The organism is Rhizobium sp. BK379 (assembly GCF_014193955.1).
In the GTDB taxonomy this organism is placed as follows: domain Bacteria; phylum Pseudomonadota; class Alphaproteobacteria; order Rhizobiales; family Rhizobiaceae; genus Rhizobium.
Window position 1 is genome coordinate 620,941 of the sequence record NZ_JACIAD010000001.1, and the last position, 25,189, is coordinate 646,129.

The 25,189-nt window shown below is 60.8% G+C and carries 25 protein-coding genes; 13 read left to right on the forward strand and 12 right to left on the reverse strand.

The features are described from left to right. Nucleotides 1-115: 115 nt before the first annotated feature. The 3 genes from FHT93_RS03160 to mobB are packed head-to-tail and all read left to right on the forward strand — an operon-like array spanning nucleotide 116 to nucleotide 2,228. Complete coding sequence (locus tag FHT93_RS03160; protein WP_112968295.1) at nucleotides 116-1,024, forward strand: DMT family transporter; 909 nt, start codon at nucleotides 116-118, stop codon at nucleotides 1,022-1,024. Between the two features lie 17 nt (nucleotides 1,025-1,041). Further along, a complete protein-coding gene (gene mobA, locus FHT93_RS03165) occupies nucleotides 1,042-1,671 on the forward strand; it encodes a molybdenum cofactor guanylyltransferase MobA (RefSeq protein ID WP_183846073.1) in 630 nt (209 codons plus the stop codon). Between the two features lie 32 nt (nucleotides 1,672-1,703). Continuing rightward, nucleotides 1,704-2,228 (forward strand): molybdopterin-guanine dinucleotide biosynthesis protein B, encoded by a 525-nt coding sequence (gene mobB, locus FHT93_RS03170; RefSeq protein WP_113202487.1) that lies wholly within the window; start codon nucleotides 1,704-1,706, stop codon nucleotides 2,226-2,228. A gap of 335 nt (nucleotides 2,229-2,563) precedes the next feature. Here mobB and FHT93_RS03175 read toward each other — a convergent pair whose 3' ends face one another. Beyond that, on the reverse strand, nucleotides 2,564-4,837 hold the full coding sequence (locus FHT93_RS03175; protein ID WP_183846074.1) for an OmpA family protein: 2,274 nt from the start codon (nucleotides 4,835-4,837) through the stop codon (nucleotides 2,564-2,566). 326 nt (nucleotides 4,838-5,163) lie between these two features. On the opposite strand from FHT93_RS03175, the gene FHT93_RS03180 reads away from it, so the two are divergent. The 7 genes from FHT93_RS03180 to FHT93_RS03210 all read left to right on the forward strand — a co-directional run bounded on the left by FHT93_RS03180 (nucleotide 5,164) and on the right by FHT93_RS03210 (nucleotide 10,616). Then, on the forward strand, nucleotides 5,164-5,937 hold the full coding sequence (locus FHT93_RS03180) for a transporter substrate-binding domain-containing protein (RefSeq protein WP_112968299.1): 774 nt from the start codon (nucleotides 5,164-5,166) through the stop codon (nucleotides 5,935-5,937). Nucleotides 5,938-6,048: 111 nt separating this feature from the next. Then, the gene (locus tag FHT93_RS03185; protein ID WP_183846075.1) at nucleotides 6,049-6,822 is read left to right on the forward strand and encodes a transporter substrate-binding domain-containing protein; all 774 of its coding nucleotides are present in this window, start codon (nucleotides 6,049-6,051) and stop codon (nucleotides 6,820-6,822) included. Nucleotides 6,823-6,935: 113 nt separating this feature from the next. Then, complete coding sequence (locus FHT93_RS03190; protein ID WP_112547511.1) at nucleotides 6,936-7,742, forward strand: ABC transporter permease; 807 nt, start codon at nucleotides 6,936-6,938, stop codon at nucleotides 7,740-7,742. Then, the gene (locus tag FHT93_RS03195) at nucleotides 7,739-8,569 is read left to right on the forward strand and encodes an ABC transporter permease (protein ID WP_112968300.1); all 831 of its coding nucleotides are present in this window, start codon (nucleotides 7,739-7,741) and stop codon (nucleotides 8,567-8,569) included. The genes FHT93_RS03190 and FHT93_RS03195 overlap by 4 nt, the downstream gene beginning before the upstream one ends. A gap of 161 nt (nucleotides 8,570-8,730) precedes the next feature. Continuing rightward, nucleotides 8,731-8,997, forward strand: coding sequence for an usg protein (locus FHT93_RS03200; protein ID WP_112547513.1), 267 nt, complete (start codon nucleotides 8,731-8,733; stop codon nucleotides 8,995-8,997). Between the two features lie 43 nt (nucleotides 8,998-9,040). Further along, entirely contained in the window at nucleotides 9,041-9,862 is an 822-nt protein-coding gene (locus FHT93_RS03205; RefSeq protein ID WP_112547514.1) for a class I SAM-dependent methyltransferase, read from the forward strand. Nucleotides 9,863-9,932: 70 nt separating this feature from the next. Continuing rightward, nucleotides 9,933-10,616 (forward strand): glutathione S-transferase family protein, encoded by a 684-nt coding sequence (locus tag FHT93_RS03210; RefSeq protein WP_113015730.1) that lies wholly within the window; start codon nucleotides 9,933-9,935, stop codon nucleotides 10,614-10,616. 15 nt (nucleotides 10,617-10,631) lie between these two features. On the opposite strand, the gene maiA is transcribed toward FHT93_RS03210, so the two are convergent. The 6 genes from maiA to FHT93_RS03240 all read right to left on the reverse strand — a co-directional run bounded on the left by maiA (nucleotide 10,632) and on the right by FHT93_RS03240 (nucleotide 16,670). Next, a complete protein-coding gene (gene maiA, locus FHT93_RS03215) occupies nucleotides 10,632-11,282 on the reverse strand; it encodes a maleylacetoacetate isomerase (RefSeq protein WP_113015729.1) in 651 nt (216 codons plus the stop codon). Nucleotides 11,283-11,444: 162 nt separating this feature from the next. Next, nucleotides 11,445-12,266 (reverse strand): ATP-binding cassette domain-containing protein, encoded by an 822-nt coding sequence (locus tag FHT93_RS03220; protein ID WP_113015728.1) that lies wholly within the window; start codon nucleotides 12,264-12,266, stop codon nucleotides 11,445-11,447. An 11-nt stretch (nucleotides 12,267-12,277) separates the two neighbouring features. After that, nucleotides 12,278-13,114 carry an aliphatic sulfonate ABC transporter permease SsuC gene (gene ssuC, locus FHT93_RS03225; protein ID WP_183846076.1) on the reverse strand — a complete coding sequence of 279 codons (837 nt, stop codon included), beginning with the start codon at nucleotides 13,112-13,114 and terminating at the stop codon, nucleotides 12,278-12,280. A gap of 89 nt (nucleotides 13,115-13,203) precedes the next feature. Beyond that, entirely contained in the window at nucleotides 13,204-14,379 is a 1,176-nt protein-coding gene (gene ssuD, locus FHT93_RS03230) for an FMNH2-dependent alkanesulfonate monooxygenase (RefSeq protein WP_112968305.1), read from the reverse strand. Nucleotides 14,380-14,427: 48 nt separating this feature from the next. After that, the gene (locus tag FHT93_RS03235; RefSeq protein WP_183846077.1) at nucleotides 14,428-15,393 is read right to left on the reverse strand and encodes an aliphatic sulfonate ABC transporter substrate-binding protein; all 966 of its coding nucleotides are present in this window, start codon (nucleotides 15,391-15,393) and stop codon (nucleotides 14,428-14,430) included. Nucleotides 15,394-15,704: 311 nt separating this feature from the next. After that, nucleotides 15,705-16,670 carry an aliphatic sulfonate ABC transporter substrate-binding protein gene (locus tag FHT93_RS03240; protein WP_183846078.1) on the reverse strand — a complete coding sequence of 322 codons (966 nt, stop codon included), beginning with the start codon at nucleotides 16,668-16,670 and terminating at the stop codon, nucleotides 15,705-15,707. 265 nt (nucleotides 16,671-16,935) lie between these two features. On the opposite strand from FHT93_RS03240, the gene FHT93_RS03245 reads away from it, so the two are divergent. Both FHT93_RS03245 and FHT93_RS03250 read left to right on the forward strand, forming a co-directional pair. Continuing rightward, complete coding sequence (locus FHT93_RS03245; RefSeq protein ID WP_183846079.1) at nucleotides 16,936-17,805, forward strand: NAD(P)-dependent oxidoreductase; 870 nt, start codon at nucleotides 16,936-16,938, stop codon at nucleotides 17,803-17,805. After that, nucleotides 17,802-18,485: a DNA alkylation repair protein gene (locus FHT93_RS03250; RefSeq protein ID WP_183847494.1), complete on the forward strand. Its 684-nt coding sequence runs from the start codon at nucleotides 17,802-17,804 to the stop codon at nucleotides 18,483-18,485. Before FHT93_RS03245 ends, FHT93_RS03250 begins: the two co-directional genes overlap by 4 nt. A 3-nt stretch (nucleotides 18,486-18,488) precedes the next feature. On the opposite strand, the gene FHT93_RS03255 is transcribed toward FHT93_RS03250, so the two are convergent. The 5 genes from FHT93_RS03255 to FHT93_RS03275 all read right to left on the reverse strand — a co-directional run bounded on the left by FHT93_RS03255 (nucleotide 18,489) and on the right by FHT93_RS03275 (nucleotide 23,534). Next, the gene (locus tag FHT93_RS03255) at nucleotides 18,489-19,421 is read right to left on the reverse strand and encodes a LysR substrate-binding domain-containing protein (protein WP_112547524.1); all 933 of its coding nucleotides are present in this window, start codon (nucleotides 19,419-19,421) and stop codon (nucleotides 18,489-18,491) included. A 440-nt stretch (nucleotides 19,422-19,861) separates the two neighbouring features. Then, nucleotides 19,862-20,932, reverse strand: a complete 1,071-nt coding sequence (locus FHT93_RS03260) for a porin (protein WP_113015720.1) — start codon at nucleotides 20,930-20,932, stop codon at nucleotides 19,862-19,864. Nucleotides 20,933-21,788: 856 nt separating this feature from the next. After that, the gene (locus tag FHT93_RS03265) at nucleotides 21,789-22,277 is read right to left on the reverse strand and encodes an Lrp/AsnC family transcriptional regulator (protein WP_007816294.1); all 489 of its coding nucleotides are present in this window, start codon (nucleotides 22,275-22,277) and stop codon (nucleotides 21,789-21,791) included. 70 nt (nucleotides 22,278-22,347) lie between these two features. Continuing rightward, complete coding sequence (locus tag FHT93_RS03270; protein WP_183846080.1) at nucleotides 22,348-22,995, reverse strand: uracil-DNA glycosylase family protein; 648 nt, start codon at nucleotides 22,993-22,995, stop codon at nucleotides 22,348-22,350. Then, nucleotides 22,989-23,534, reverse strand: a complete 546-nt coding sequence (locus tag FHT93_RS03275; protein WP_183846081.1) for a thermonuclease family protein — start codon at nucleotides 23,532-23,534, stop codon at nucleotides 22,989-22,991. The genes FHT93_RS03270 and FHT93_RS03275 overlap by 7 nt, the downstream gene beginning before the upstream one ends. A gap of 106 nt (nucleotides 23,535-23,640) precedes the next feature. Between FHT93_RS03275 and FHT93_RS03280 the strand changes: the two genes are divergently transcribed. Next, the gene (locus FHT93_RS03280) at nucleotides 23,641-25,176 is read left to right on the forward strand and encodes a HAMP domain-containing sensor histidine kinase (protein ID WP_112968314.1); all 1,536 of its coding nucleotides are present in this window, start codon (nucleotides 23,641-23,643) and stop codon (nucleotides 25,174-25,176) included. Nucleotides 25,177-25,189: the final 13 nt, after the last annotated feature.

Sequence of the window (25,189 nt, forward strand, 5' to 3'; positions counted from 1 at the left end):
TTGCGGCAGGTTGTACTGCAGTGCAGCATCGAATTATCGGAAGTGTGGCATTCCTCCGATACCCTTGCCCGCCGTTCCCTTCTAAAAGGGCTTGTAAGGTAAGGGAATCTCCAGCATGCCGCGATCACGCAATACCGAAGGCGCCATCTGCATGAGCATGGCGATGGCGGGCTTTTCCGCAAGCGACGCACTCTCCAAATCCGTCATAGCCTACATGAATGCCGGCGAGATCATGTTTCTGCGTGGCCTCTTCACCAGCATCCTCGTCTATCTGATCGCCTGGAAGCTGGGCGCGCTGCGGCCTTGGCGCGTCATGCTCAAGCCTGTCATCGCACTGCGCATCGCCTGCGAGATCATCGCTGCCGTCACTTACATTACCGCCCTCGGCATGATGCCGATCGCCAATGCCTCGGCGATCCTCCAATCTCTGCCGCTGGTCGTCACCTTCGGCGCGGCACTTTTCTTCAAGGAACCGGTCGGCTGGCGGCGCTGGCTGGCGATCCTCGTCGGCCTTGCCGGCGTCATGATCATCATCCGCCCCGGTCCGGAAGGTTTTACCCCGGCCGCCCTCCTCTGTGTCGCCAGCGTTGCCTCCACCGCAGGGCGCGACCTAGCCACCCGCGGCATCAGCAAGGAAATTCCCTCGCTGATGATCACGACGGTCACGGCGGTCTCGGTCGCAATATTCGGTGCGCTGATGATCCCTTTCCTCGGCGGCTGGGAACCGGTCAGCGTCACTTCGCTTTCGCATCTGCTGCTCGCCTCCGTGCTGGTGCTGGTCGGCTACCAATCGGTCATCCTCGCCATGCGTACTGGCGAAATCTCCTTCGTGGCGCCCTTCCGCTATACGAGCCTGATCTTCTCGTCCCTTCTCGGCTTCGTCTTCTTTGCCGAAGTGCCGGATTTCTGGACGCTCGTGGGCGCCGCTATCGTTATCGCATCAGGCCTCTATACGTTCTATCGTGAGGCCAAGCGTCACGTGCCGCCGGTCGCCCAGGAATCGGCGCCCCGTTCGCCCGTGTGATCGTCAGAGGTACCGCCATGACCGACTTCGTGCTCGACCAATCGACCATTCCAGGTGTCGTGCTGGCCGGCGGCCGCTCATCGCGCATGGGCCGCGACAAGGCGGGCGTCATGCTTGGCGGCCGCAGCCTGCTTTCGCATGTCCTGGCTCGCCTCTCGCCGCAGACGGCGGAGATCGCCGTCAACGCCGACACGGCCGTCGGACACGACCTGCCCGTCGTCTCCGATCTTATTCGCGGCAAGGCGGGGCCAATGGCCGGAATCCACGCGGCTATGGTCTATGGCGCCGGCCTGCCCGCTACGCATGTCGTGACCGTCTCTGTCGATTGCCCCTTCTTTCCGGCCGATCTCGTTAGCCGGCTTATGAATGCGATAAGCCATCCCGAACAGATAGCGATTGCTGCCTCCGAGGGCCGCAGCCACCCGGTCTTCGGCCTCTGGCCGACCGCGCTCGCCGCCGACCTGGAAGAATGGGTCAAGGTTGACGAGAAGCGCCGCGTGCGCGACTTCCTCTTGCGTCATGACGTTACGGAAGTGCCCTTCCCGCTGCATCCCACCCGCGCCAGCCTGCTCGATCCCTTCTTCAACATCAACACACCCGATGATCTAATCGAAGCCGAGCGCTGGCTGGAGGCGCTGGGGGGATGAAGCAAGATGGAGGGATAAAGGAAGGTGGGGCAATGACACAGAAAATCTTCGGCATCGCCGGCTGGAAGAACTCCGGCAAGACAGGTCTTGCGGTGCGCCTCGTCGAGGAATTCACCCGCCGCGGCTATCGCATTTCAACGATCAAACATGCCCACCACGATTTCGACATCGACAAGGTCGGCGCTGACAGCTACCGCCACCGCCAGGCCGGCGCCCACGAGGTGACGATCGTCTCCGGTACCCGCTACGCCATCATGCACGAGCTGCGTGGTGCGGCGGAGCCGAGCTTCGAGGAGATCCTGGCGCGGTTGGCGCCCTGCGATCTGGTACTCATCGAGGGCTACAAGCGCGAGCCGATCCCGAAGATCGAGGCGCGGCGGCTCGAATCGGCAAGGCGTGACCCGCTGGCGCCCGAGGACCCGCATATCGTGGCGATTGCGGCCGATCATGTGGTGGACGACGCGGCGGGTCTGGTGGTGTTTGATCTCGATGATACCGTCGCGATTGCCGATTTCGTGGCGCGCACGGTTGGGCTTGGGGCTCCGGTTGGCGTTTGAGGAAAGGTATGAGACGGCCTCCGGAATCGGGTGTGTTGTTTTCTGCTCACGGCGTGCCGTGGGACACCCCCCTCTGGCCTGCCGGCCATCTCCCCACAAGGGTGGAGATCTACAAGCGGCCTGACCTTCGCGTCTCTCTACCGTTTTGCCGGGCTGCAACGCGAATAGTTTGGGGAAGCCGGTGCGCCCAGCCAATCTCCACCCTTGTGGGGGAGATGGCCGGCAGGCCAGAGGGGGGTGCCACACGGCACGCGCCCTCGCCTCTTCCCAGAAAATCCAAAAAGAAAGGGCGAGGCCTCGCGACCTCGCCCTCCTCATAACAGTCCGGCGCCCTCTTACCTGTTCTGTGCCACCGGCCGCACCAGCGGCGTGACACGGCGAATGGTCACACGGCGGTTCTCCTGGTTCGGCCCATCCGTATTCACCTTCAGATAGCGCTCGCCATAACCCTGCGTCGCAAGGTTCTCCGGCGGAATGCCATAGACATCCGTCAGCACGTTGGCGACCGATTCCGCGCGCTGGTCGGAGAGGATCAGGTTGCTCTGGTCCGAACCGACAGCATCGGTATGGCCTTCGATCAGGAAGGTCTCGCTCTTGTTCTTGTCGAGCACTTCGTTCATCGCATCCGCCACCTTGCGCAGCGTGCGGGCCTGGCTCATCGGAATTTCCGCGCTGCCGGTCGCGAAGGTCACCGTATCCAGGTCGATACGGCGCACCTTGTCGCGGATACGAGCGGAATATTTCACCTCGTTCAGCGAATAGACGCGTTCGACCGGCTCGACGGGCGGCTCGCTCAGGAACTCGTAATAGTCACGGTCCGGATCGGTGCTGGTGTCGATGATATAGTCATTGAGCGGCACGCGCAGACGCATCGGCGGCAGGTCGGCACCCGGATCCTCGAAGTAATCGCGGTCCGGATCCTCATAGAGCTCAGGCGAATAGTAGAGCACCTCTTCCCGGCCGCGTGCATCTACCCGTGAGCGCTGGATGATGTCGCCGTAGCGATTGCGGAGCGTCACGATGCGATAGCCCTCAGGCCGCATGATCGTCTCGCGGTAACGGTCGCCCGAAAGCTCCTCATAGCTCGGCCGTTCGCCGTCGCGCAGGAACCGGCGATCGTCGTCGCTGCGCACCACGGTGCGGTTGCCGAACTGGATGATGACGCGGCTGTCGTCGGTGCGCTCGCCGTAGCGCGCGCCGTCAGGTTGCGCGAACTGAGGACGGCGATCGATGCGCCGGCCTTCCTCGCGGGTGATGGCCTCGATCTGTACCGGCGCACGCTGCCGGGTGCCGCTCAGCGACTGAGCTTCGGCATCGGAGGTCGGCAGCTTGAAATCCTGGCTGTCGGCGCGCTGGCGATCCCGGTCGCGGCGGCCCTGCCGGCCCTGGCTGCGATCGGCATCCTTGTCGCTGTCGAGAACGGCGGCACCGTTCTGAACCGGCAACACGATGGTCTCGTTGCTCTTGGCAGGATCCTGGGCGATCTCCTTGCGGCGCTCCAGCTCCTGCGGTGTGACCTTTTCGGGCGCCGGAATGGCCTGTTCGGCCTGCTGCGGCGCAGTGGCTGCCGGCGGCTGGCCGGGCTGCGGAGCGTTTGCGGCAGGCTGTTCCGGCTGGACCTGGCCGGTGGCTGGCTGCTCGGCCGGTTGCTGGGCTTGACCTGCTGCAGGTTGTTCAGCCTGGCCAGCGGCCGGCTGTTCGGCAGTGGCGGGCTTTTCAGCAGTCGCCGGCTTCTTGGTCGGAACGGGCTGCTCGGCGGCAGGCTGTTCTGCGGTCGCAGGCTTCTCGGCCGTTGCGGGCTTTTCAGCGGGAGCCGGTGCTTCTCCGGCCGGTGCTGCCTGCTGCTCGGTGGCAGCGGGACGCTTGCCGCCGGCCGGGCGCTTGCCACCCTGCTGCTCTGCAGGCTGTTCCGTGCTCTGCTCGGCGGGCTGCTCTGTTGTTTCGCTCTTCTGGCGCTGCGGGCGCTGGCGCGGTTTTTCAGCGGGCTGATTCGCCTCGCCTGCGGCCGGGGCTTCGGCAGCCGGTTGCTGCGCCTCAGGGGCGGCCTGCTCGGCATTCTGCTTGCGGTCGCGCTGGCGCTTCGGCTGCTCTGCGGGTGGCTGCTCGGCTTGCGGCTCGGCCTGCTGTTCGGGCTGCGCCTGACGCTGGCGCCGCGGCTTCTGCGGCTCTTCGGCGGCAGGCGCCTGCTGGTCGGGTGTTGCCTGTTCGGGCTGGGCTTCCCGCTGGCGGCGTGGACGTGCGGGCTCCTCAGCCGCAGGTGCCTGCGCTTGGGGCTCTGCCTGCGGTTCGGGTTCGCGCTGACGCCTGGGTTTCTGTTCCGGTTCCGGAGCGCTTTCGGCGGGCGCCGCGCGCTTCTGCGGCTTTTCTGCAGGCGCCTCCTGCTGCTGTTGCTGCTCTTCCGCTTGCTTCTTCCTTTTCAGAAGCTCCTCTTCGGAAGGTGCGTCCTGTGCCACCTCGTAGCTGCCCCCGATAAGGGGATTGGCGACGGTGCCGACAGCGCCGTGCTCAACCCCGCCCACTGCGGCGTAAGCGCCTACCGGCGGCACCACCAGGGTAAGGGAAAGCAGCGGAAAGGCCGCACTGGCAAACAGTCTGGATTTCATGCCCATCAGGGGTTTCCTCGTCCTTATTTTGACTTCAACCGGGGCTGACTGCCCCGCAATCACGGCTTTTTGTGCACTAAGCGAAGCACAAATCGTTAAAATGCAGATTTGTTCCTGACGCTAAGAAGGACGGGATTAACCTTGCCTGAACACCTCGGTCGGGCCCTGTTCATCTCGGCTGCCGGTTGCAACGCACAACTGCGCGGGGATTCCTGTTGCAATTTTGCGAAAAAAGGTTTGATTATCGCCGCAAGACGGTGGTGGCACCGTCGAAGTGTGCGGCCGCCGGCGAACAACAACAAGACCCGGCGCCACCAACAGAGAGGATCCTCATGCGCATTTCCACCAAGCTCCTTGCTGCAGCTTCGCTAGCGGCAATGTCCCTTTTTGCCGGCGCAGCACTTGCTGACGGCGAAAAATACGTGATCGGCACGGACTCGACCTACCCGCCGTTCGAATTCGTCGACGCCAGTGGCACCATTCAGGGCTTCGACATTGATATCGCCAAGGCACTCTGCGCCGAAATGAAGGCTGAATGCTCGTTCGTCAGCACCGACTGGGACGGCATCATCCCGGCGCTCAACGCCAAGAAGTTCGACATGATCGTCTCCTCTATGTCGATCACCCCGGAGCGCCTGAAGCTCGTCGACTTCTCCAACAAGTATTACAACACCCCGCCGGCAATCGCCGTGCCGAAGGACTCCACCATCACTGACGTTGCCGGCCTCAAGGGCAAGGTGATCGGTGCGCAGACTTCCACGACCCATGCCAACTACGCCGAGAAGCACCTCGCCGACACCGAGCTGAAGCTCTATCCGACGGCTGACGAGTACAAGCTCGACGTTTCCAGCGGCCGCGTCGATGCCGTCATCGACGACGTCGTCGTTCTCTCCGAGTGGGTCAAGTCCGACGCCGGCTCCTGCTGCAAGATCCTGACGACCCTGCCGGTCGACAAGGAAATTAACGGCAACGGCGCAGGCATCGCCATCCGCAAGGGCGATCCGCTGAAGGAAAAGCTCAACACGGCGATCGCCGCTATCCGCGCCAGCGGCGAGTACAAGAAGATCCAGGACAAGTACTTCGATTTCGACGTTTACGGCGAATGATAAATTCGGTATCTGGCCGATGAAGGTGATGGCGGAAGACTTGCTCTTCCGCCATTTTTTGTTCGGCAACACGGCGATGTCAAAACGGCAAAAGCCGTGAGAGGAATTCTCATGCGTATTTCCACGAAGCTCCTTGCTGCAGCCTCGGTTGCGGCATTGTCTCTCTTTGCCGGCCCGGCTCTCGCCGACGGCGAAAAATACGTCATTGGCACCGATTCGACCTACCCGCCATTCGAATTCGTCGATGCCAGCGGCACCATCCAGGGCTTCGACATCGATATCGCCAAGGCCCTATGCGCTCAGATGAAGGCCGACTGTTCGTTCGTTTCGACCGACTGGGACGGCATCATCCCGGCGCTCAACGCCAAGAAGTTCGACATGATCGTCTCGTCGATGGCGATCACCCCGGAGCGCCTGAAGCTCGTCGATTTCTCCGATCATTTTTACAGAACCCCGCCGGCCGTTGCCGTGCCGAAGGATTCGACCGTGACTGATGTCGCCGGCCTCAAGGGCAAGGCGATCGGCGTGCAAATCTCCACGACAAACGTCACCTATGTCGAGAAGCACTTCGCTGACAGCGAGTTGAAGCTTCACCCGACGGCTGACGAGTACAAGCTCGATGTTGCAGCCGGCCGTGTCGATGCCGTCATCGATGACATCGTCGTCCTCTCGGAATGGATCAAATCCGGTGACGGCACCTGCTGCAAGATCCTGACGGCCCTGCCGGTCGACAAGGAAATCAGCGGCAACGGCGCCGGTATCGCTGTCCGCAAGGGCGATCCTCTGAAGGAAAAGCTCAACACGGCGATCGCCGCGATCCGCGCCAGCGGTGAGTACAAGAAGATCCAGGACAAGTACTTCGATTTCGACGTTTACGGCGAATGATAAATTCGCTATCTGGCCGATGAAGGAAATGGCGGAAGGCTTGCTCTTCCGCCATTTTTGTTTGACAAAGGTGGCAATATCAAAACGGCAAAAGCCGTGAGGGGATTTCTGGCATGGGCGGATTGTTTTCCGCGCTCGGCTCCTTCTGGAGCCTGCTTGTGCACATCTTCGATCCGCTGTGCGGACCCGTCGGTATTTTCACCTGGTTGGCCCCGTCGACCATCCTTGCCTGTGGCGACACCGGCTGGGGCGACGAGATCGCGCTTGGCCTGCAGGTCACGGTTTCGGTGGCGATCGTCACCCTGCCGATCGGTCTCGTCATCGGTTTCCTCGTGGCGCTCGGCCAGCAGTCGGAAGAGAAGTCGCTGCGGCTGGCAGCCGGCATCTACACCACGATCTTCCGCGGACTGCCGGAACTTCTGACGCTCTTCATCATCTATTACGGCATGCAGATCCTGATCCAGTATCTGCTCGACATTGCCGGCTATGAAGGGCCACCGGTCGAGATCAACGCTTTCGTCGCCGGCGTCATTGCGCTGTCGGTGGTCTTTTCCGCCTATTGTTCGGAAGTGCTGCTGTCTGCCTTCCGCGCCATTCCCAAGGGCCAGTATGAGGCGGGCGATGCGCTCGGCCTGCATCGCGGCCGCACACTGCGCCTCATCGTCCTGCCGCAACTGGTGCGTATCGCCCTGCCCGGGCTGACGAACCTCTGGATGGTGCTCTTGAAGGATACGTCCTACGTCTCGATCATCAGCCTCTCCGATATTCTGCGCCAGACGAACGTGGCCGTGCGCGTCACCAAGGAACCCTTCTTCTTCTATGGCATCGCCTGCTGTCTCTATCTGGTGCTCGCCATCCTCTCCTCCTTCCTGCTTGTCTATATCGACCGCTGGGCCAAGCGTTCGGAGGTCCGCCGTTGAGCTACGCTGAAAAATTGATCGCGCCACAAGCTGCACCGCGCGCGGTGGCAAAGCCGATGACGCCCGCCCGCCTCACCGGCTACATCCTCGTCGCTTTCTGGGCACTGCTCGCAGCCTTCCTGATCCTGACCGTCATCAAGGGCTGGGATCCGGATAAGTTTACCCGTTACGGGCCGCGCTACCTGCACGGCCTCTGGATCACGCTTTCCATCGTCGCCCTCTCGGTCGTGTTCGGCGCCGTGCTGTCATTGCCGCTCGCCATGGCCCGCATGTCCGGAAACCGGGTGCTGAACGGACTGGCCTACTGCTACATCTATTTCTTCCGCGGCACGCCGCTTCTGGCCCAGCTCTTCCTCGTCTATTACGGCCTCGGCATCTTTCGCCCGCAGATGGAAGCAATCGGCCTCTGGTGGTTCTTCCGTGACGCCTGGTATTGCGGCGTCTTCGCCATGACCATCAACACCGCGGCCTATCAGGCGGAAATCCTGCGCGGCGCCATCGAAAGCGTGCCGCATGGTCAGCATGAGGCGGCGGCAGCACTCGGCATCCACAAGCGCATCGCCTTTTTCAAGATCGTCCTGCCGCAGGCCTTCATCGTGGCGCTGCGCCCCTATGGCAACGAGATCATCCTGCTCATCAAGGGCTCGGCGGTCGTCGCCATCATTACCGTGCTCGACCTCATGGGTGAGACGCGCTACGCCTTCTCGCGCACTTTTGATTACCAGACCTACCTGTGGGCGGCGATCTTCTACCTCGCCATCGTCGAGGCGCTTCGCCACCTCTGGAACTGGATCGAACGCCGCCTGACGCGTCATCTGAAGCGCTGAAGAGGCTGGCAGCACTCCCCGATGATCGCTGCTAAGGCTTTGAAATTAAAAATAAATAGCTCTTTTATGCGCTATCTGTCAAGCTTCGGTTAACCACCGCATGATCTCATATCATGTGGCGCTAATTAGCGCTAAGTGGGAACAAGAAGAAGCGAGACAAAATGCACAAAGACATGGAAAAACAGCTCAATGGTTATGGGCTGACGACAGCGCAGATCCTCTACCACATGCCGGATCATCCGGCCTTTCTCCAGACCTATATCTGGCAGGACTACGACCTCGCCCCGGACTTTCCGGAAATGCGCGGTTTTCTGAAATTCTGGCAGGAGAAACTGGACGGGCCGCTGCATTCGGTACGTTACATTCACCGCAGGCTCATTTCGGCAACCGAATGGCGCTCTCTTAAGGGTGAATTCATATTGCACTGAAAATGCAGTTGCGATGGTAGGCTGCGGGCTCTAAAACGCCCGCATGAACAAAAAGAAAGTCGACGAAGAGGCTCTCGCGGAAGCCTATAACCGCGCTCTTGCGCTTGAGAAAGCCGGTGATGTCGATGCGGCCGTCGAGGCTTACCAGGAGGTCCTGGCAATCGACCCCGACGATCACGGCGGCGCGGCCGTCCGTATTGCCTCCATGGGCCGCGGCGAAACGCCAGTCCGTGCGCCGGACGCCTATGTCGAAACCCTCTTCGACCAGCATGCCGAAGTCTTCGAGGATGTGCTGGTGGAGCAGCTCGGCTATCACGTGCCGATGCTCGTGCGTCAGCGCCTGCAGGATCTGAAGCTCGGCCCCTTCAAGCGCATGCTCGATCTCGGCTGTGGCACGGGTCTGACGGGCAGCGCGCTCAATGACCTCTGCGAAGAGATGATCGGAATCGACATTTCCGAGAACATGGTCGTCATCGCCGACGAGAAGGAAGTCTACGAGACGCTCTTCGTCGCCGAGGCCGAGGATTTCCTCGATGATAATGACGAAGACCCCTTCGATCTCATCACCGCGACCGATGTGCTGCCCTATCTCGGCGCGCTGGAACCGCTCTTCTTCGGCGCCGCCGAGAATATGAAGCCCGGTGGCATTTTCGTCTTCTCCTCGGAAACCCTGCCCGAAAGGCTGGCAGACGGCCGCCCCTACATGGTCGGCCCGCACCAGCGGTTCATCCATACGGAGACCTATATTCGCGAGCGCCTCTCCGCCACCGGCTTCGAGCTCCTCGAGATGCTCGAAATCAACGTGCGCATGCAGGAAGGCCAGCCGAGCCCCGGCCATCTGGTCACGGCACGTTATAACGGCTGAGTCTGCCATCTGGCATTTTGCGGGCGCCTTGCTTATGTCCTGAGCTGAATTTCTCAGGAAAGGTCAAAGCATGGCGCTCGTTCTCTACCAGCATCCGCTTGCCTCCTTCTGCCACAAGGTGCTGATCGCGCTTTACGAGAACGGGACGCAATTCGAAAACCGCTTCGTCGATCTCGCCGACGAGCAGTCGAGCGCCGATCTCCTGCGTTTCTGGCCAGTCGGCAAGATTCCGATCCTGCGCGACGAGACGCGCGACAGCACGGTTCCCGAAACCAGCATCATCGTCGAATATCTGGACCGACACTATCCCGGCCCGGTTCAGCTCGTGCCCGAGGAAACCAATGTCGGCCTGCAGGTCCGCCTCTGGGACCGCTTCTTCGATCTCTATGTACAGGTGCCGATGCAGAAGATCGTCATCGACCGGCTGCGCCCGGAAGGTTCGGCCGATCCGCATGGCGTCAACGAAGCGCGGGGCATGCTGTCGCTTGCCTATGACATGGTGGAAAAACAGATCGACGGCAAAGCCTGGATCACCGGCGACGCCTTCACCATGGCCGATTGCGCCGCAGCACCTGCCCTCTTCTATGCCCGGACGCTGGTGCCTTTCACGGAGAAGCGGCCGGGGCTGGAAGCCTATTATCGCCGCCTGCTGGAGCGCCCCTCCTTCGCCCGGGCGCTGAAGGAGGCGATGCCCTATTTCAAGTTCTACCCCTATAAGGAAAACCTGCCGGACGAGTTTCGGCCCCAGGAATAGCTTGCGCCCGCCATCCTAGTGAGCGTTCGAGTAACCGGGCTGCTTGGACGGATGCGCCTGCGCAAACTCCGGCATGTCGAAGCAGCGCTTCCCAAGCGCCGCCACGGCCGGAAAGGCTGCGAGGTCAATCTTGTTGAACTCGGCCAGGACGATCTGGCCGGCGATGCAGATATCGGCAATGCCGGGGGTCTCGCCCAGCGCGAAGGGTGTGGGCGGGCGCCGGGTGAGCAGGCGTTCGTAGGTCGCAATTCCCTCCATCGTCCAATGCCGGCCCCATGCCTCGATCGCGGATGCATCGGCGCCGAGGGCCTCGCCGAGATGTTTGCGCACACGCGGCACGATCAGCGGATGGGCATCGGCGATGGCAACAAGCGCCAGCGACCGGGCATAGGCTCTCTCTTTTGCGTCAACCGGCATCAGCCTTGGCTCGGGATGGATATCGTCCAGATATTCCATGATCGCCAGCGACTGGAAGAACTGATGACCATCGTGAACCAGCGTCGGCACGACATGCTCGGCGTTCACTTTCGCATAGGCGGCATCGAACTGACGCCCGGAGAGGATATCGATCTCGATTTCCTCAAACGCCAGTTTCTTCAACGCAAGTGCCACACGGACGCGGAAAGCGGCGTTGGAGCGCCAGAAGCCGTAGAGTTGAATGGTCATGGGAGTGATCCACTGTAATGAGTGCCAGGTCTCGCAATGATGCGAACCTGCCCAATCTAGCGGATGACCTACCCACGTGTCTCGCCTCGCGGGATCGCAGCGACGCAATGTCACTTCGTCGACACTCAAGCGCCTTGCTCTGAAAGAGGATGACTGGCGGACCTAATGCCCGCCATCACTGCCGAGAATGGCCGAAAGCAGCCGCCCTTCCAGCTCCGCGAGCGCGGGATTGCCGTGACGACGCGGATGCGGATAGGGAATGGCGAGATCGAGCGAGATGCGGCCTTCTTCCAATACGATGACCCGGTCGGCCAGATGCACCGCCTCGCTGACATCGTGGGTGACGAGCACGGTGGTGCAGCCGAGTTCGCACCAGACGCGGTTCAGCAATTGCTGCATGCTGATGCGGGTCAGTGCGTCGAGTGCACCGAGCGGTTCGTCGAGGGCCAGAATGCCGGGCTTGCTGACAAGCGCGCGGGCCAGCGCCACACGCTGGCGCTGGCCGCCGGAAAGACGCGCCGGCCATTCGCCGGCCTTTTCGGCGAGCTGAACTTCGGCAAGCACAGCCTTGGCTTCTTCCCGCGCCCGCTTCTTCTCGATACCTTCGCCGAGACCGACGACGACATTGTCGGCGACACTGAGCCAGGGAAGTAGCCGGGGCTCCTGGAAGACGATGCGGGCATTGGGCTGCGTATCGCTGCCATCGGCGCCTTCGAAGCGCAACTCACCATCACTTGGCTCATCGAGGCCCATCAGGATGCGCAGCAGCGTGCTCTTGCCGCAGCCGCTCTTGCCGATGACCGCGACAAACTGGCCGGCGGGAATATGCAGGTTGATGCCACGCAATACCCGGTTGGCACCAAAGCTCTTTTCGAGGCCCGAGAGTGTGATGGAGGCAGCGCCCTCGCCGGCGGCGATCGGCTGATGCTCGCCATATTCGGCTGTATCGACGGGATGGAAACGCTCACGCGAGATGACGGTCATCGCACTAACTCCTATTTCGCGTAAGCCGGGTTCCACTTGAGCGTCTGGCGCTCAAGGGCACGAGCGACAACATCGGCGAGCTTGCCGAGAACCGCATAGATGACGAGCGCGAGCACCACGACATCGGTCATCATGAATTCGCGGGCATTGTTGGCCATATGGCCGATGCCGGAGGAAGCGGCGATCGATTCCGAGACGATCAGCGTCAGCCACATGATGCCGAGTGCATAGCGCAGCCCGACGAAGATCGACGGCAGCGCGCCGGGGAAGATCACCTTGCGGAACAGCGTCCAGCCACTCATGCCATAGACCTTGCCCATCTCGATCAGGTCGCGATCGACATTGCGCACGCCGTGGTAGGTGTTGAGATAGACAGGAAAGAGCACGCCGAGCGAGGTGAGGAAGAGCTTCGATTCCTCACCGATGCCGAACCACAGGATGACGAGCGGGATCATCGCCAGATGCGGGATGGTGCGCAGCATCTGCAGCGTCGTATCCGTCAGTTGCTCCGAGAGTTTCGACACACCATTGGCAATGCCGAGCAGGAAGCCGATAGAGCCGCCGACGAGCAGGCCGGCAAAGGCGCGTGCGGCGCTGACCAGCACGTCCTCGGGCAGTTGCCCCGAGATCGTCGTCGTCCAGAAGGCACTGGCGACATCGGCCGGAGACGGCATGATGCGCGAGGAAATCCAGCCGACGAAGCAGCCGAGCTGCCAGAGTGCGATGATTGCAACCGGCACCAAATAGGGCAGCAGCCTGTCACGGCCGGGCAGCGGAAGGCGAAAGCCCGCCCTGCCCTTGTCGGTATCGGCGGCAGCCCGCGCAAACGGCGTATCGAAAGTCGACATGAATATCTTCCTCGCGCTTTGCTTCAGTGCAATTCCGGGAAACCGTGCGGAGTTTCGTGTCCGGAACTGCGTTGGTGAATGGCCCCCGATCAGGAGCCCGAGACGACCTTCAGGTTGCCGCCATGGCTGCCGCCGGCAAAAACCTTCTTGCGGCCGAACTCGTTGTTGAAGCTGAGCCGCTGTTCGTCCCTCTCGATGCCGAGTTCCGGGAAGAGCAGTTCGGCGACGCGATAGGCTTCTTCGAGATGCGGATAGCCGGAGCCGATCACCGTATCGATGCCGACCTCCTGATATTCGCGCAGGCGCGCGGCAACCGTCTTCGGCGAGCCGACGAGGGCAGTACCCGCACCGGCACGCACCAGGCCGATACCGGCCCAGAGGTTCGGCGATACTTCGAGCTTGTCGCGGCGGCCGCCATGCAGCGCAGCCATGCGCTTCTGGCCGACGGAGTCGGATTCCTTGACGAAACGCTCCTGCGCTTCGGCAATCGTCGCGTCATCGAGATGGCGGATCAGGCGATCGGCGGCTTCCCATGCCTCCTCGTCCGTCTCACGGACGATGAAATGCAGGCGGATGCCGAAGGAAACGTCGCGGCCCTTGCCGGCGGCGGCAGCGCGCACCTTCTGCACCTTCTCGGCAACCTGTGCCGGCGGCTCGCCCCAGGTCAGGTACTTGTCGACACGGCCGACGGCGAAATCGATGCCGGCATCCGAGGAGCCGCCGAAATAAAGCGGTGGGCGCGGAGACTGCACCGAGGGGAATCCGAGGCGGGCATCGGTCGCCTTGATATATTTGCCGTCGTAGCTGGCGACACCCTTTTCGAGCAGTTCTTCAAAGACATGGAAGAACTCGTCGGCATGGGCGTAGCGCTCGTCATGCTCCAGATGGATACCGTCACCGGCAAGCTCGGCTGGGCTGCCGCCAACGACGATATTGAGCAGCAGGCGACCGTTAGAGATACGGTCGAGTGTCGTGGCAAGGCGGGCATAATAGGCCGGAGATGCCGTGCCGGGGCGGATCGCCACCAGGAACTGCAGCTTCTCGGTCCGCGCCGCGAGCGCCGAAGCCATGACGAAGGATTCCTCGCAGGCAACGCCGGTCGGCAGCAGCACACCGGAATAACCAAGACGGTCCACCGCCTGGGCAATCTGCGTGAGGTAACCGATCTCAGGCGCGCGGTTGAGGTCGGTGGAGCCGAGATAGGTGCCGTCGCCGGAGGTCGGGATGAACCAGAGAAAATTGATCGGGTCGGATGAAGCGGTCATGAGCGCATTCCTTTCTTATACATGTCTGAAATCGGTCCGGTTACCCGATCAGCTGGCTTTCGGATGCCACACGATATCGCTGATCGTGAGCTGCTTCGGCACGATCTTGAGTTTGTAGAAATCGTCGGCGAGCGCCTGCTGGTAGGTGAGCGCCGCATCCGGAACGAGCGAAACTTTGCCGAGGTCGGCCTGGCTGCGGGTGAGTGTGACGCGGGTGATATCGGCCGGCACGCCGGTGATCTGGGCGAGCGCCTTCACCGTGTCGTCGAGATTGGCCTGTGCGGCCGCGCCTACCTTGGCAAGCTCGTCGATGACATCGACGATCACTTCGGGATTGGCGTTGGTGAAGGTGCTGTTTCCGAGGAAGTAACCCCAGTTGTCGAGCAGGCCTTCCGAAGTCGTCAGCACCCTTGTTTGCGGATCGGCCTCCGCAACAGCGAAGAAGGGATCCCAGATCGCCCAGGCATCGATGCTGCCGGTCTTGAAAGCGGCACCTGCATCCGGCGGCGGCAGATCGACTTCGGTAATATCCGACAGCGAAAGCCCTGCCTTCGCGAGAACCTTGAGGGCGAAATTATGGGCGCTGGAACCGCGCTTGTAGGCGACTTTCTTGCCCTTGAGATCCTCCAGCTTCTGGATCGGCGAATCCTTCTGTACCAGCAGGCCGTGGAAGGCGGCAGGGCCGCGATAAGCGCCGACATAAAGGAGATCACCACCGGCGGCCTGAGCAAAGAGCGGCGGCACATCGCCGGAGACGCCGAAATCGAGTGCGCCGGCACCGACGGCTTCAAGCAGCGGCGGGCCGGAAGTGAATTCGTTCCACTCGACGCTTACACCCCTGGCCTCGAGCCGTTTTTCAAGTGCGCCTGCAGCCTTGGCAAGCGGCAACACGCCGAACTTCTGCCAGCCGATGCGCAGCGTCGTGGCCGCAGCCTGTGCGGAGCGAACCTGCGGCAGAATGGTCGTTGCGGCCGCAGCACTGAAAAGCCCGAGTGTTTGTCTGCGTGTAAACATGAAATCTCTTCTCCGTCCTCGTGGCTTTCGGCGGTGACCTTTTGCGAACCAAAGTCGCGAACCGGTCGCCCTTGGTCATGCGGAGATACTGACATAGACGACTAATTAGATCGACAATATCAATTTGCTATTCTAACTCGGTCTGGAGAATAATTTTGCCCGGTTCCGCGGCATGGGTATGTTCCCATGCCGCGGTTGCCCGGCCCTGCCCCAGCGCCACCCCAAGCCGCAGGAGAGACGAGCTTGCCCGGCGGCTGGCTTGGTCAGCTCGCTCGAACTGACGAAATCAGCTACCTCGGCGGCTGACTTGGTCAGCTCGCCTTCGGACGCCAGACGATATCGCCGGTTGTCAGCTTCTTAGGCACGATGCCGAGATTGTAGAATTCGTCGGCCAGCGCCTGCTGATAGGCGGCCGCCGCATCGCTTACCGTTGTCACGCTGCCGAGATCGGCGCCGGGACGCTGGAGCGTCACCCGCGTAACATCAGCGGGAACGCCCGTTATTTCCGAGAGCTCCTTGACCGTCGCGTCGAGATTGTCCTGCGCCGAGCGGCCGACCTTGGCGAGCTCATCGAGCACGTTGACGATAACAGTACCGTTCGCGTCGGTGAAATCCTTGTTGGCGAGGAAGAAGCTGTAGGAATCGACGATGCCTTCGGCAGTCGTCAGGATGCGTGTATCAGGATCGGCTTCGGCGATGGCGAGATAGGGATCCCAGATCGACCAGGCATCGATGCTGCCGTTCTTGAATGCAGCAGCGGCATCCGGCGGCGCAAGATCGACCTGCTGCACATCCTCCGGCTTCAACCCCGTCTTGCGCAAGGCCTTGACGGTTACGTTATGAGCGCTGGAACCGCGCTTGAAGGCAACCTTCTTGCCTGTCAGATCCTCCAGCGTCTTGATCGGCGAATCCTTGCGCACGAGGATGGCCGACCCCGCCGGGCTGCCGCGATAAATGCCGACATAATAGAGCGCCCCGCCTGCCGCCTGTGCAAAGAGCGGCGGCACGTCGCCCGTAGCCCCGAAATCGAGCGCTCCGGCGCCGAGCGCTTCAAGCAGCGGCGGGCCCGACGTGAATTCCGACCAGCTGACGGTGATACTCTGATCGGCAAGCCGCTTCTCGAGCGCCCCGCGGCGCTTGGCGAGCGCCAGCACGCCATTCTTCTGCCAGCCGATACGGAACTCCGTTGCCGCAGCCTGCGCCGAGCGGACGGATGGCAGAATGGCGGTGGCGGCTGCGGCTCCGAAAAGCCCGAGCGTCTGTCGACGTGTGATCATCTCTATCCCCTTTGTCCGGCGAGCTGGTGCTCCTGCTGCGCTCGCTGCCTGTTTCGATGGGGAAATGATGATTTAGTCTATAAATTAGATCGACAACTAAATTTGTCATATTCACGATATCTGAAACTTTCCAGACCCTGTTTTGTCGGGCTCGGAGAAATTTTGTTCCAACGGAGGTCGCTTCTCTCCGCCGAGTGGCTTTCCGCTGCCCGCCGTTTCCGCTAATCCTCTGACCCTGTTTGCAAGCGGTTATGGAGGACAGCATATGGCGAAAGTCGCTTTCATCGGTCTCGGTGTCATGGGTTTCCCGATGGCGGGACATCTGAAGACAAAAGGCGGCCACGATGTCACCGTCTATAACCGCACGTCCGAGAAGGCCGCCGCCTGGGCGGAGAAATTCTCCGGAAAGTCCGCCCCGACGCCGGCTGAAGCTGCCGAGGGCTGTGATTTCGTCTTCGTCTGCGTCGGCAATGACGACGATCTCCGTCAGGTGACATCGGGCGAAAGCGGCGTGCTGAAGAGCATGAAGCGCGGCTCCGTTCTCATCGACAACACCACGGCAAGCGCCGAAGTCGCCCGCGAACTCTACGAGGCGGCGAAGGCAAAGGGTGTGGATTTCATCGATGCCCCCGTTTCCGGCGGCCAGGCAGGCGCCGAGAATGGCGTGCTCACCGTCATGTGCGGCGGTGATGAGGCTGTCTTCGAAAAGGCAAAACCGGTCATTGACGCCTATGCCCGCATGGTCGGCCTCATGGGGCCAGCCGGTTCCGGCCAGCTGACCAAGATGATGAACCAGATCTGCATCGCCGGCATCGTCCAGGGTCTTGCCGAAGCCGTGCATTTCGGCAAGCGCGCCGGCCTCGACATCGAGAAAGTGGTTGACGTCATCTCTAAGGGGGCCGCCGGCTCCTGGCAGATGGAAAACCGCCACAAGACGATGAATCAGGGCAAGTATGATTTCGGCTTCGCCGTCGACTGGATGCGCAAGGATCTCGGCATCGTCCTGTCGGAGGCACAGCGCAGCGGCGCCAGATTGCCGCTGACCGCCCTCGTCGACCAGTTCTATGGCGATGTTCAGGCGCTCGGCGGCAAGAGATGGGATACGTCCTCGCTGCTCGCCCGTCTCGAAAAATGATCGGCCCGTCTTCGAGCGCAGCAGAGCTGATCGCGCATCTTCTACCGCTGCGCTCGGAAGACAATATAGCCGGCATGGCGCGTTTCGGCATCGTTACCGAAACCGCGATCGGCATTTCCAATCCCGATCTGCAGAGGATCGCCCGGCTCGCAAAGAAGAACCACATCAGGGCAAAAGAACTCTGGGCAAGTGGTATCCGCGAAGCGCGCATGCTGGCGCTCTACACACTCGAGCCGAAAAGGCTGACGGATGCGGAGGCGCGCATCCTGGTGGCGGACTTCAATTCCTGGGAAATCGTCGACTGCGCCGCCGATGTCTTCGTCGAGGCCGATCTCGACGCGCTAATTCCGGAATTCGCCGCCGACAGCAGAGAATTCGTCAGGCGAACCGCCTTTGCCATGATCGCCGGCGCCGCCGTGCATCGCAAGAAGGATACGGATGAAAGCCTGCTGGCCTACCTGTCGCTGATCGAAGCGCATTCGACAGATGACAGAAACTTCGTCCGCAAGGCCGTCAACTGGGCGCTTCGCAACATCGGCAAACGCAGCCGTGCCTGTCACGCCCCTGCCCTGATGCTGGCCGAACGCCTTGCCGCCAGCGCCGACAAGACCGCGCGCTGGATCGGCAAGGATGCCGTCAGGGAATTGACGAGTGAAAAAATACTGGCTCGCCTAAGGTAATCCTTATTCTGCGGCAAGTGCAGCGCTGGTCGTAACGATCTGATGCTGCTTGGATTTTTCGACCAGGAAATCGATGAGCGCCCGCACTGCCGGCGGCATGCCCTTGGTCGTCGTGAAGACGAGATAAAACTGGCTCTCCACCGTCTGCCACTCCGGCAACACGCGAACCAGCCGGCCGGACTGGAGGTCCGGCGCGCAGGCATGCTCGAGGATGAGCCCGTAGCCCACACCCGCGCGTGCGGCATCGAGGATAGCCGTCATGCTGCGGCAGGTGAGCCGCGGCTGATGCCGCACCACCTTCTTCTCGCCATCCGGTCCGACCAGCTCCCAGGTATGGAACGACATCCAGGCGGTCATCGCGAGCGTTGGGGCATTGCCGAGATCGTCGACACTGGTGAGTTCGCCCATGCGTTCGATCAGCGAAGGGCTGGCGACGAGGATGCGCCGCGCCCGGTCGAGCTTGCGCATTGTCAGGCTCGCCTGTGTTTCCGGCTCGCTCGCCGCGCGGACTTCGACATCGATGCGCTCGTTGATGAGATCCGTGCGCCGCTCGGAACCGACGACCTGCAGCTTGATCTTGGGGTAGCGCTCCAGGAATTCTGGCAGCACGGCTCCTAGGGAAATATCGATGAGGCCGAGCGGGCAGCCCATGCGCACAATTCCCTGCGGATCGGACTGGGCCTCCGTAATGATCGACTTGGCGCGATCCGCTTCCCTGAGAATCGTCTGGCATTGCTCATAAAAAGCCTGCCCGATCTCCGTCACCCGGAAGTGACGTGTGGAACGCTCGATCAGCCTCGCGCCGAGGCCATCCTCCAGGCGACTGACGCGCCTGCTCAGCTTGGATCGGGGTATTTTTAGAGTTCGGCTTGCGGAAGCAAAACCACCGCTGGAGACGACGGCGGCAAAATAGAAGTAGTCATTAAGATCGTCCATTATCGAAACCTACCCGAGAGTAGTAATGAATGCCAGCCTCTGAAATGCTTATAGCGTCTCACCTGTTACGTTACAGTCACATTATCGGCATCGAATCCCGACAGATGAAACCTGTCCCGATGAGCAAACTCGCCCGATGAAATTGCATCACGAAAAGATGCACATCGCGCAACAAGATAGGGCGCGATTTACCGGGGCCAACGAATACGGCGATAATTTAAAAAGGTAGGCGACGTTGGGAAACCGGAGGAAAGCCTGCCGACAAGGTGAAACCGGTAAGCGTGGCGGCGCTCCTGGCTTCATGACCGCTTTCAACTGCAAAGGACTGGCCCAGCAGGGAAAACCGGACCAGTCCCTCGTTACTGATCGGAGGTCATTCTGATCAGAAACTCGTGGGTTAGGAGACCCCCGGCACGAAGCCGGGGGTTCCGTCGTTCAGATTAGAACGAGCGCTGCAGACGGAAGTAACCGGTGGTTACGTCGTCGCCATCTTCCGGATCCAGGTACTGGACGGAAGCCTTGGCGTAGAAGTTGTCAACGATCTGGTAGTCAACCGTCAGACCGGCCTTCCAAGCATCGCCGAGACCGTCGAAGTCATCCGGAACATCCTTGCTGCCACCGAAGTAGTTGCCGTAGTACTGAACACCAGGGGTGATCTTCAGCTTGTCCGTTGCCTTGATGGCGTATTCGGCAGCAATTGCCCATTCAGCAGACGAGTAGTAGGAGTTCGGGCCGCTGGAGTAGACAGCAGCGAGGCCGAGCGTGCCCGGACCAATTTCAGCCGTACCCATTGCGCGGATTGCGCCGTCTTCGTTGTCGAAGTCCCAGCCGCCGGTAACCTGGTAGCTGAATGCGCCAGCCGTGCCGCCGATGCCGAAGGCAACGCCGACGTTGTTCGGAGCTTCGTCAGCCGTGAAGACGCCGGTGGCGGGATCAACGGTACCCTTGAAGACGCCGTCTTCCAGTTCGTCGACGCTGATGCCAGCGTAGAAGGAACCGGTTTCGTACTGATAACGGATGGAGTTATGCAGCGTTACGACAGAACCGATATCGTCCGTTTCGCCGGAGAGACCATCGTCCCACCAGGAGTAGAAGAGACCAGCGCGGAAGCCAGCAACGTCGAGGTAAGCGGAGTCAAGGATCGTTTCCTGGCTGGATGCGTTGTCGGCATTGGCCTGGAGAACGATAACGCCGGTGAGCGGACCGTATTCGGTGTCGCTCTTAGCCGTGAACTGAACCTGACCACGGGTTACAGCATCCCAGCTCGAGTCGTTGGTGGAGCTGTCGCCGCCGGCGTTCGGGCCGACGTTAACCTGGAAACGAATGTAACCTTCGATCTTAAGGCAGGTTTCCGTGCCCGGGATGTAGAAGTAGCCGGTGCCGTAAGCGTCGCAGACGCGAACGTACTCAACCGGCTCCGGCTCGGCAGCAACGATTGCGTCTGCTGCGAGTACCGGGGTCGATGCAGCAAATGCTGCTGCCGACGCAAGCAATACCATCTTGATGTTCATTGTAGAATTCCACTCCTTTGTCGATCGGGGCTTTACCCTGTCTCCGAAGATCCAAAGCCGACCCGTTTGAACAGCCTCACGGCGTGCGGATCGATCGAACCGCCGAACGTTCATCCCACAGACATCTGAGTGTAGCAATTCGTGAAGGGCGCCAACTCACAGCCGGAGCATGCTTTCTGCTTCAGGCGTGGTTTTTATACAACAATTTCAAGGAGATAAATAGTTAACGCAGAAATGCCGCCGCGGTAGCCAGTGGCTATCGCAAGCGGCAAAAATAATCCTCCCAAGGCATCGCGAAAAGGGAGCGGAGCTCGAACGCTTTTTTGCGATGCAGCCAAACACTAGCGCCGGCTAACGACTATATAAAGGTCGGAGATTAGGACATAGTGTCCTGAAATCGAACCTAATGGTGCAGATAACGACCACTAGTCGATTTGAAGCCTACTTTTCGTTGCGAAAACAACCAAAAGTAAGAGTTTTGGCGCCACTCAAGCGTTTCGCCAACCGCACAAAAAATCGTGTACAGTGCGATACTGCACTGCACGGACATTATAATAAGTGCTCCAGATGCCCCCGGACCACCTCCTGAACCTGCTCCCGTGCCTCCCAACGGCTGAGCTGATTCATGACCCGCGTGAATTCGCATGGTTCCATGACAGGAAGATTACAATTTGGAAAGGTTTCGCGCTGCCGTCAAGTGGCTCCCGCTTCGGGATCACTGTCAGAAGTCACTGATGAACTCTGATTCTCTCTGTGCAGCCTGTCTCCGGAGGAGCTTGTATCTCCTCGCCGGGTGGGCGCGATTCGCTCGCGCCTGCCTTAAGTCATATGCGCTGTCGCGAAGCGCCTGCCCTGCTCAGTCCTCGTTGGACTTCGCGTTTTCCAGAAGCATGTAGTCGAGCGGCAGTTGCGTCGAATATTTGATCTGCTCCATCGCGAAAGCAGAGGAGACGTCGCGAATCTCGATCTTGGCGATCATTCGCTTGTAGAAGGCGTCATAGGCAGCGATATCGGGCACGACGACGCGCAGCAGATAATCCACGTCGCCGCTCATGCGGTAGAATTCGACCACTTCCGGGAATTCCGCCACGACCTCGGAGAAGCGACGCAGCCATTCGATGGAGTGGGTCGCCGTGCGGATCGACACGAAGACCGTAACCTTGGTGTTGACCTTTTCCGGATCGAGAATCGCCACCCGGCGCTTGATGACGCCGTCTTCCTCCATTTTCTGGATACGCCTCCAGCACGGCGTCGTCGAAAGCCCGACCTTCTTGGCGAGGTCGGCCACGGCGAGCGTCGAATCTTCCTGGAGCAGGCGCAGTATCTTTCGGTCGAGGCGATCCATGCGAAAACAAGTCCCTTTCGAATTATTTTCTTTGTATAGCGCGATTCCGGCCGGCGAAAAGAATTTTGTTTCAGAATGCCAGCATTTTGATTCGCCGGCGCAGCTCAGGAAGCAGTTCCTCCTCAAACCATGGGTGGCGCTTGATCCAGCCCGTGTTGCGCCAGCTTGGATGCGGCAGAGGAAGAATCAAAGGCTTTCCCGGCGCGCCGAGGCTGTCACGCCAGGCCCGCACCGTCTCGGTCATGTTCTCGCGTCTGAAAGCCCCCATATGCCAGGTCTGCGCATAACCGCCGACGGCAAGCACCAGTTCGATCTGCGGCATGGCCGAGAGCACGCGATCCCGCCAGACCGGCGCGCATTCGCGCCGCGGCGGCAGGTCGCTGCCCGCAGCATCATAACCTGGAAAACAGAAACCCATCGGCACGATCGCGAATCGATCCCGGTCGTAGAAGGTCGGCCGGTCCACCTCCAGCCATTGCCGCAACCGGTCACCGGAGGCGTCGTCGAATGGCAGTCCGCTTTCATGCACGCGCAGCCCAGGCGCCTGGCCCGCGATCAGCACACGGGCGCGGGAAGAAAGCACGGCAACCGGACGCGGCTCGTGCGGCAGCCGGTCCTCGATCCCGCGCAGCGGCGCATCGCGACAGATCCGGCAGGCAGCGATCTCGGCCCGCAGCTCGTCCAATTGCTCCTCGTTCAATGCACTCTTGATTACCATCCCGTCCATCCGCCGATCAGCCGCCGGAGCCCTGAACTCTCATGTCGGGCCTGATCCCTGACATCGCGCGGCATCTCAAAATGACCGGCCCAGAGCCCAAGCTTTTGGCCCCTCGCCTTACCTTCCTCCTGCTGATAACCGCCATAGGAAACCGCCATCCCGCTAGCAACCATGCGTGCATTGATATTGCCGGCCTTGTTGCGGCAAGTGACAAGCAGCCTGTCGTAGCGATCGCGCTCGTTTCCGCCGCATTGCGTGGCCTCGTCAGAAACCAGTTGCTGCAGCGCATATTGCGCCTGCCTGCCACAGGCCCAGTCCTGCCCCTGCCGCTCGCAAGTCTGCGACAGTTCCGGCGCATCGATGCCATCAAGCCGCATGCGCTCGCCATCGAGAACGAGGCTGTCGCCGTCGGCGGCGCGAAAGGCGCCCTGGTGCCGGATGTCGGGCCTATCGTTGAGCTTGGCCGCGATTAATACAACGAGAACAAGAAAAGCCAGAGCGGTTGCACCGTCCCGGGTCAAGACCAGAAGCCGTGCCACGCTTTTGCCTCCTTGAAAAACAAACCCTTGGCAAAGATGGCAAACATCTTCTTAAGAATTTCCGGTTAAGCTCTTATTCATCTGTGGGACAAGTTTCAACGTGCACATGAGTACCGGCGTCAGCACATCAACCGACAAGATCATTGTCGACAAATCGCGCGGCCACCGCAACAAGGCGGTTTCCAAGGCCGTCCGGCAGACGCGCGAACGCTTGCAGTCCGGCCATGCCTCAAGCTCCGCCTTTGATCGTGACGTGCTGCAGATGTATGTTGCAGCTGTCCTGCAGGGCGCGGCGATCATGCCGCCCTTCGTCATTATCGTTGCAGCACTCGGCACCTATTTCGCCGAGGATGCGAGCTTGTTCTTCTGGGCGTTGCTGACGCTGACTTGTCATGCTGCCAATATCCTCCTGGCCCGCCGTGCCAGAAAGCAGGAGATTACTGCCGATACGGTGCGCCGCTGGCGCAACCTGTTGCTGGCGGGCCAGTTCCTGATCGGTTGCTGCTGGGCGGTGTTCGCCTTGCAGGAGTGTTCAGCCTGCGAACCTTCGAGCTTCACCCTCTATAAGGGCGCTACCCTGCTGATCGCGCTGTCGGTCGCGACCATGTCGAATTTCATGCTGACGCCCGCTGTTCTTGTCGGTTTTGCGCCTGCTGTCGTTGCGCTCGCGGCAAAAAGTGGCATTTCGCGCGATATTCTCGAACTCTGCCTGACCGGCGTCTTCACCACGACGGTCGTCTTCTTCAATTACATCAGCGACCGGCTCTTCCAGTCCAGCCTTAAGATTCTCTCCTTCCAGTCGGAAAAGGATGATCTGATCGCCGAGCTGGAAGTGGCGAAATCCATGTCCGACGAGGCCCGCCGCCGCGCGGAGGAGGCAAACCTCGCCAAGTCGCGCTTCCTTGCCTCCATGTCGCATGAACTGCGCACGCCGCTGAATGCCATTCTCGGTTTCTCCGAGGTCATGTCGGCGGAGGTCATGGGGCCGCTCGCCAATCCGACCTACAAGGAATATGCCGGCGACATCCATCGCTCCGGCCAGCATCTGCTCGATTTGATCAACGAGATCCTCGACCTTTCCCGTATCGAAGCCGGCCGATACGAGCTCAGCGAAGAGGCGATCTCGCTGCTCGATATCACCGAAGACTGCATCGGCATGGTGCAACTTCGCGCCCGCGCCAAGAACATCACGATCCACGATCAGGTCGAGCGCCAGCTCCCGTCGATCTGGGCAGATGAGAAATCCATGCGCCAGGTCGTGCTCAATCTTCTTTCCAATGCCGTGAAATTCACGCCTCAGGGTGGAGAAATCAACGTCAAGGTCGGCTGGACTGCCGGCGGTGGTCAATACATCTCGATCAAGGATAACGGCCCCGGCATCCCCGAAGAAGAAATCCCGGTCGTGCTGTCGGCTTTCGGCCAGGGATCGATTGCCATCAAGAGCGCCGAACAGGGCACCGGCCTGGGCCTGCCGATTGTCCAGGCGATCCTTGCCAAGCATGACGGCCAGTTCATCCTGAAATCCAGGCTGCGCGAAGGCACCGAAGTCATCGCCATCCTGCCGGCCAAGCGCGTGCTGCAGAGCATCCCGGCCGTGGAAGAAGCGCAGCCCGTCACCAAGAAGCGCAAGAGCTTCGCCTAGTCATCTCATTCTT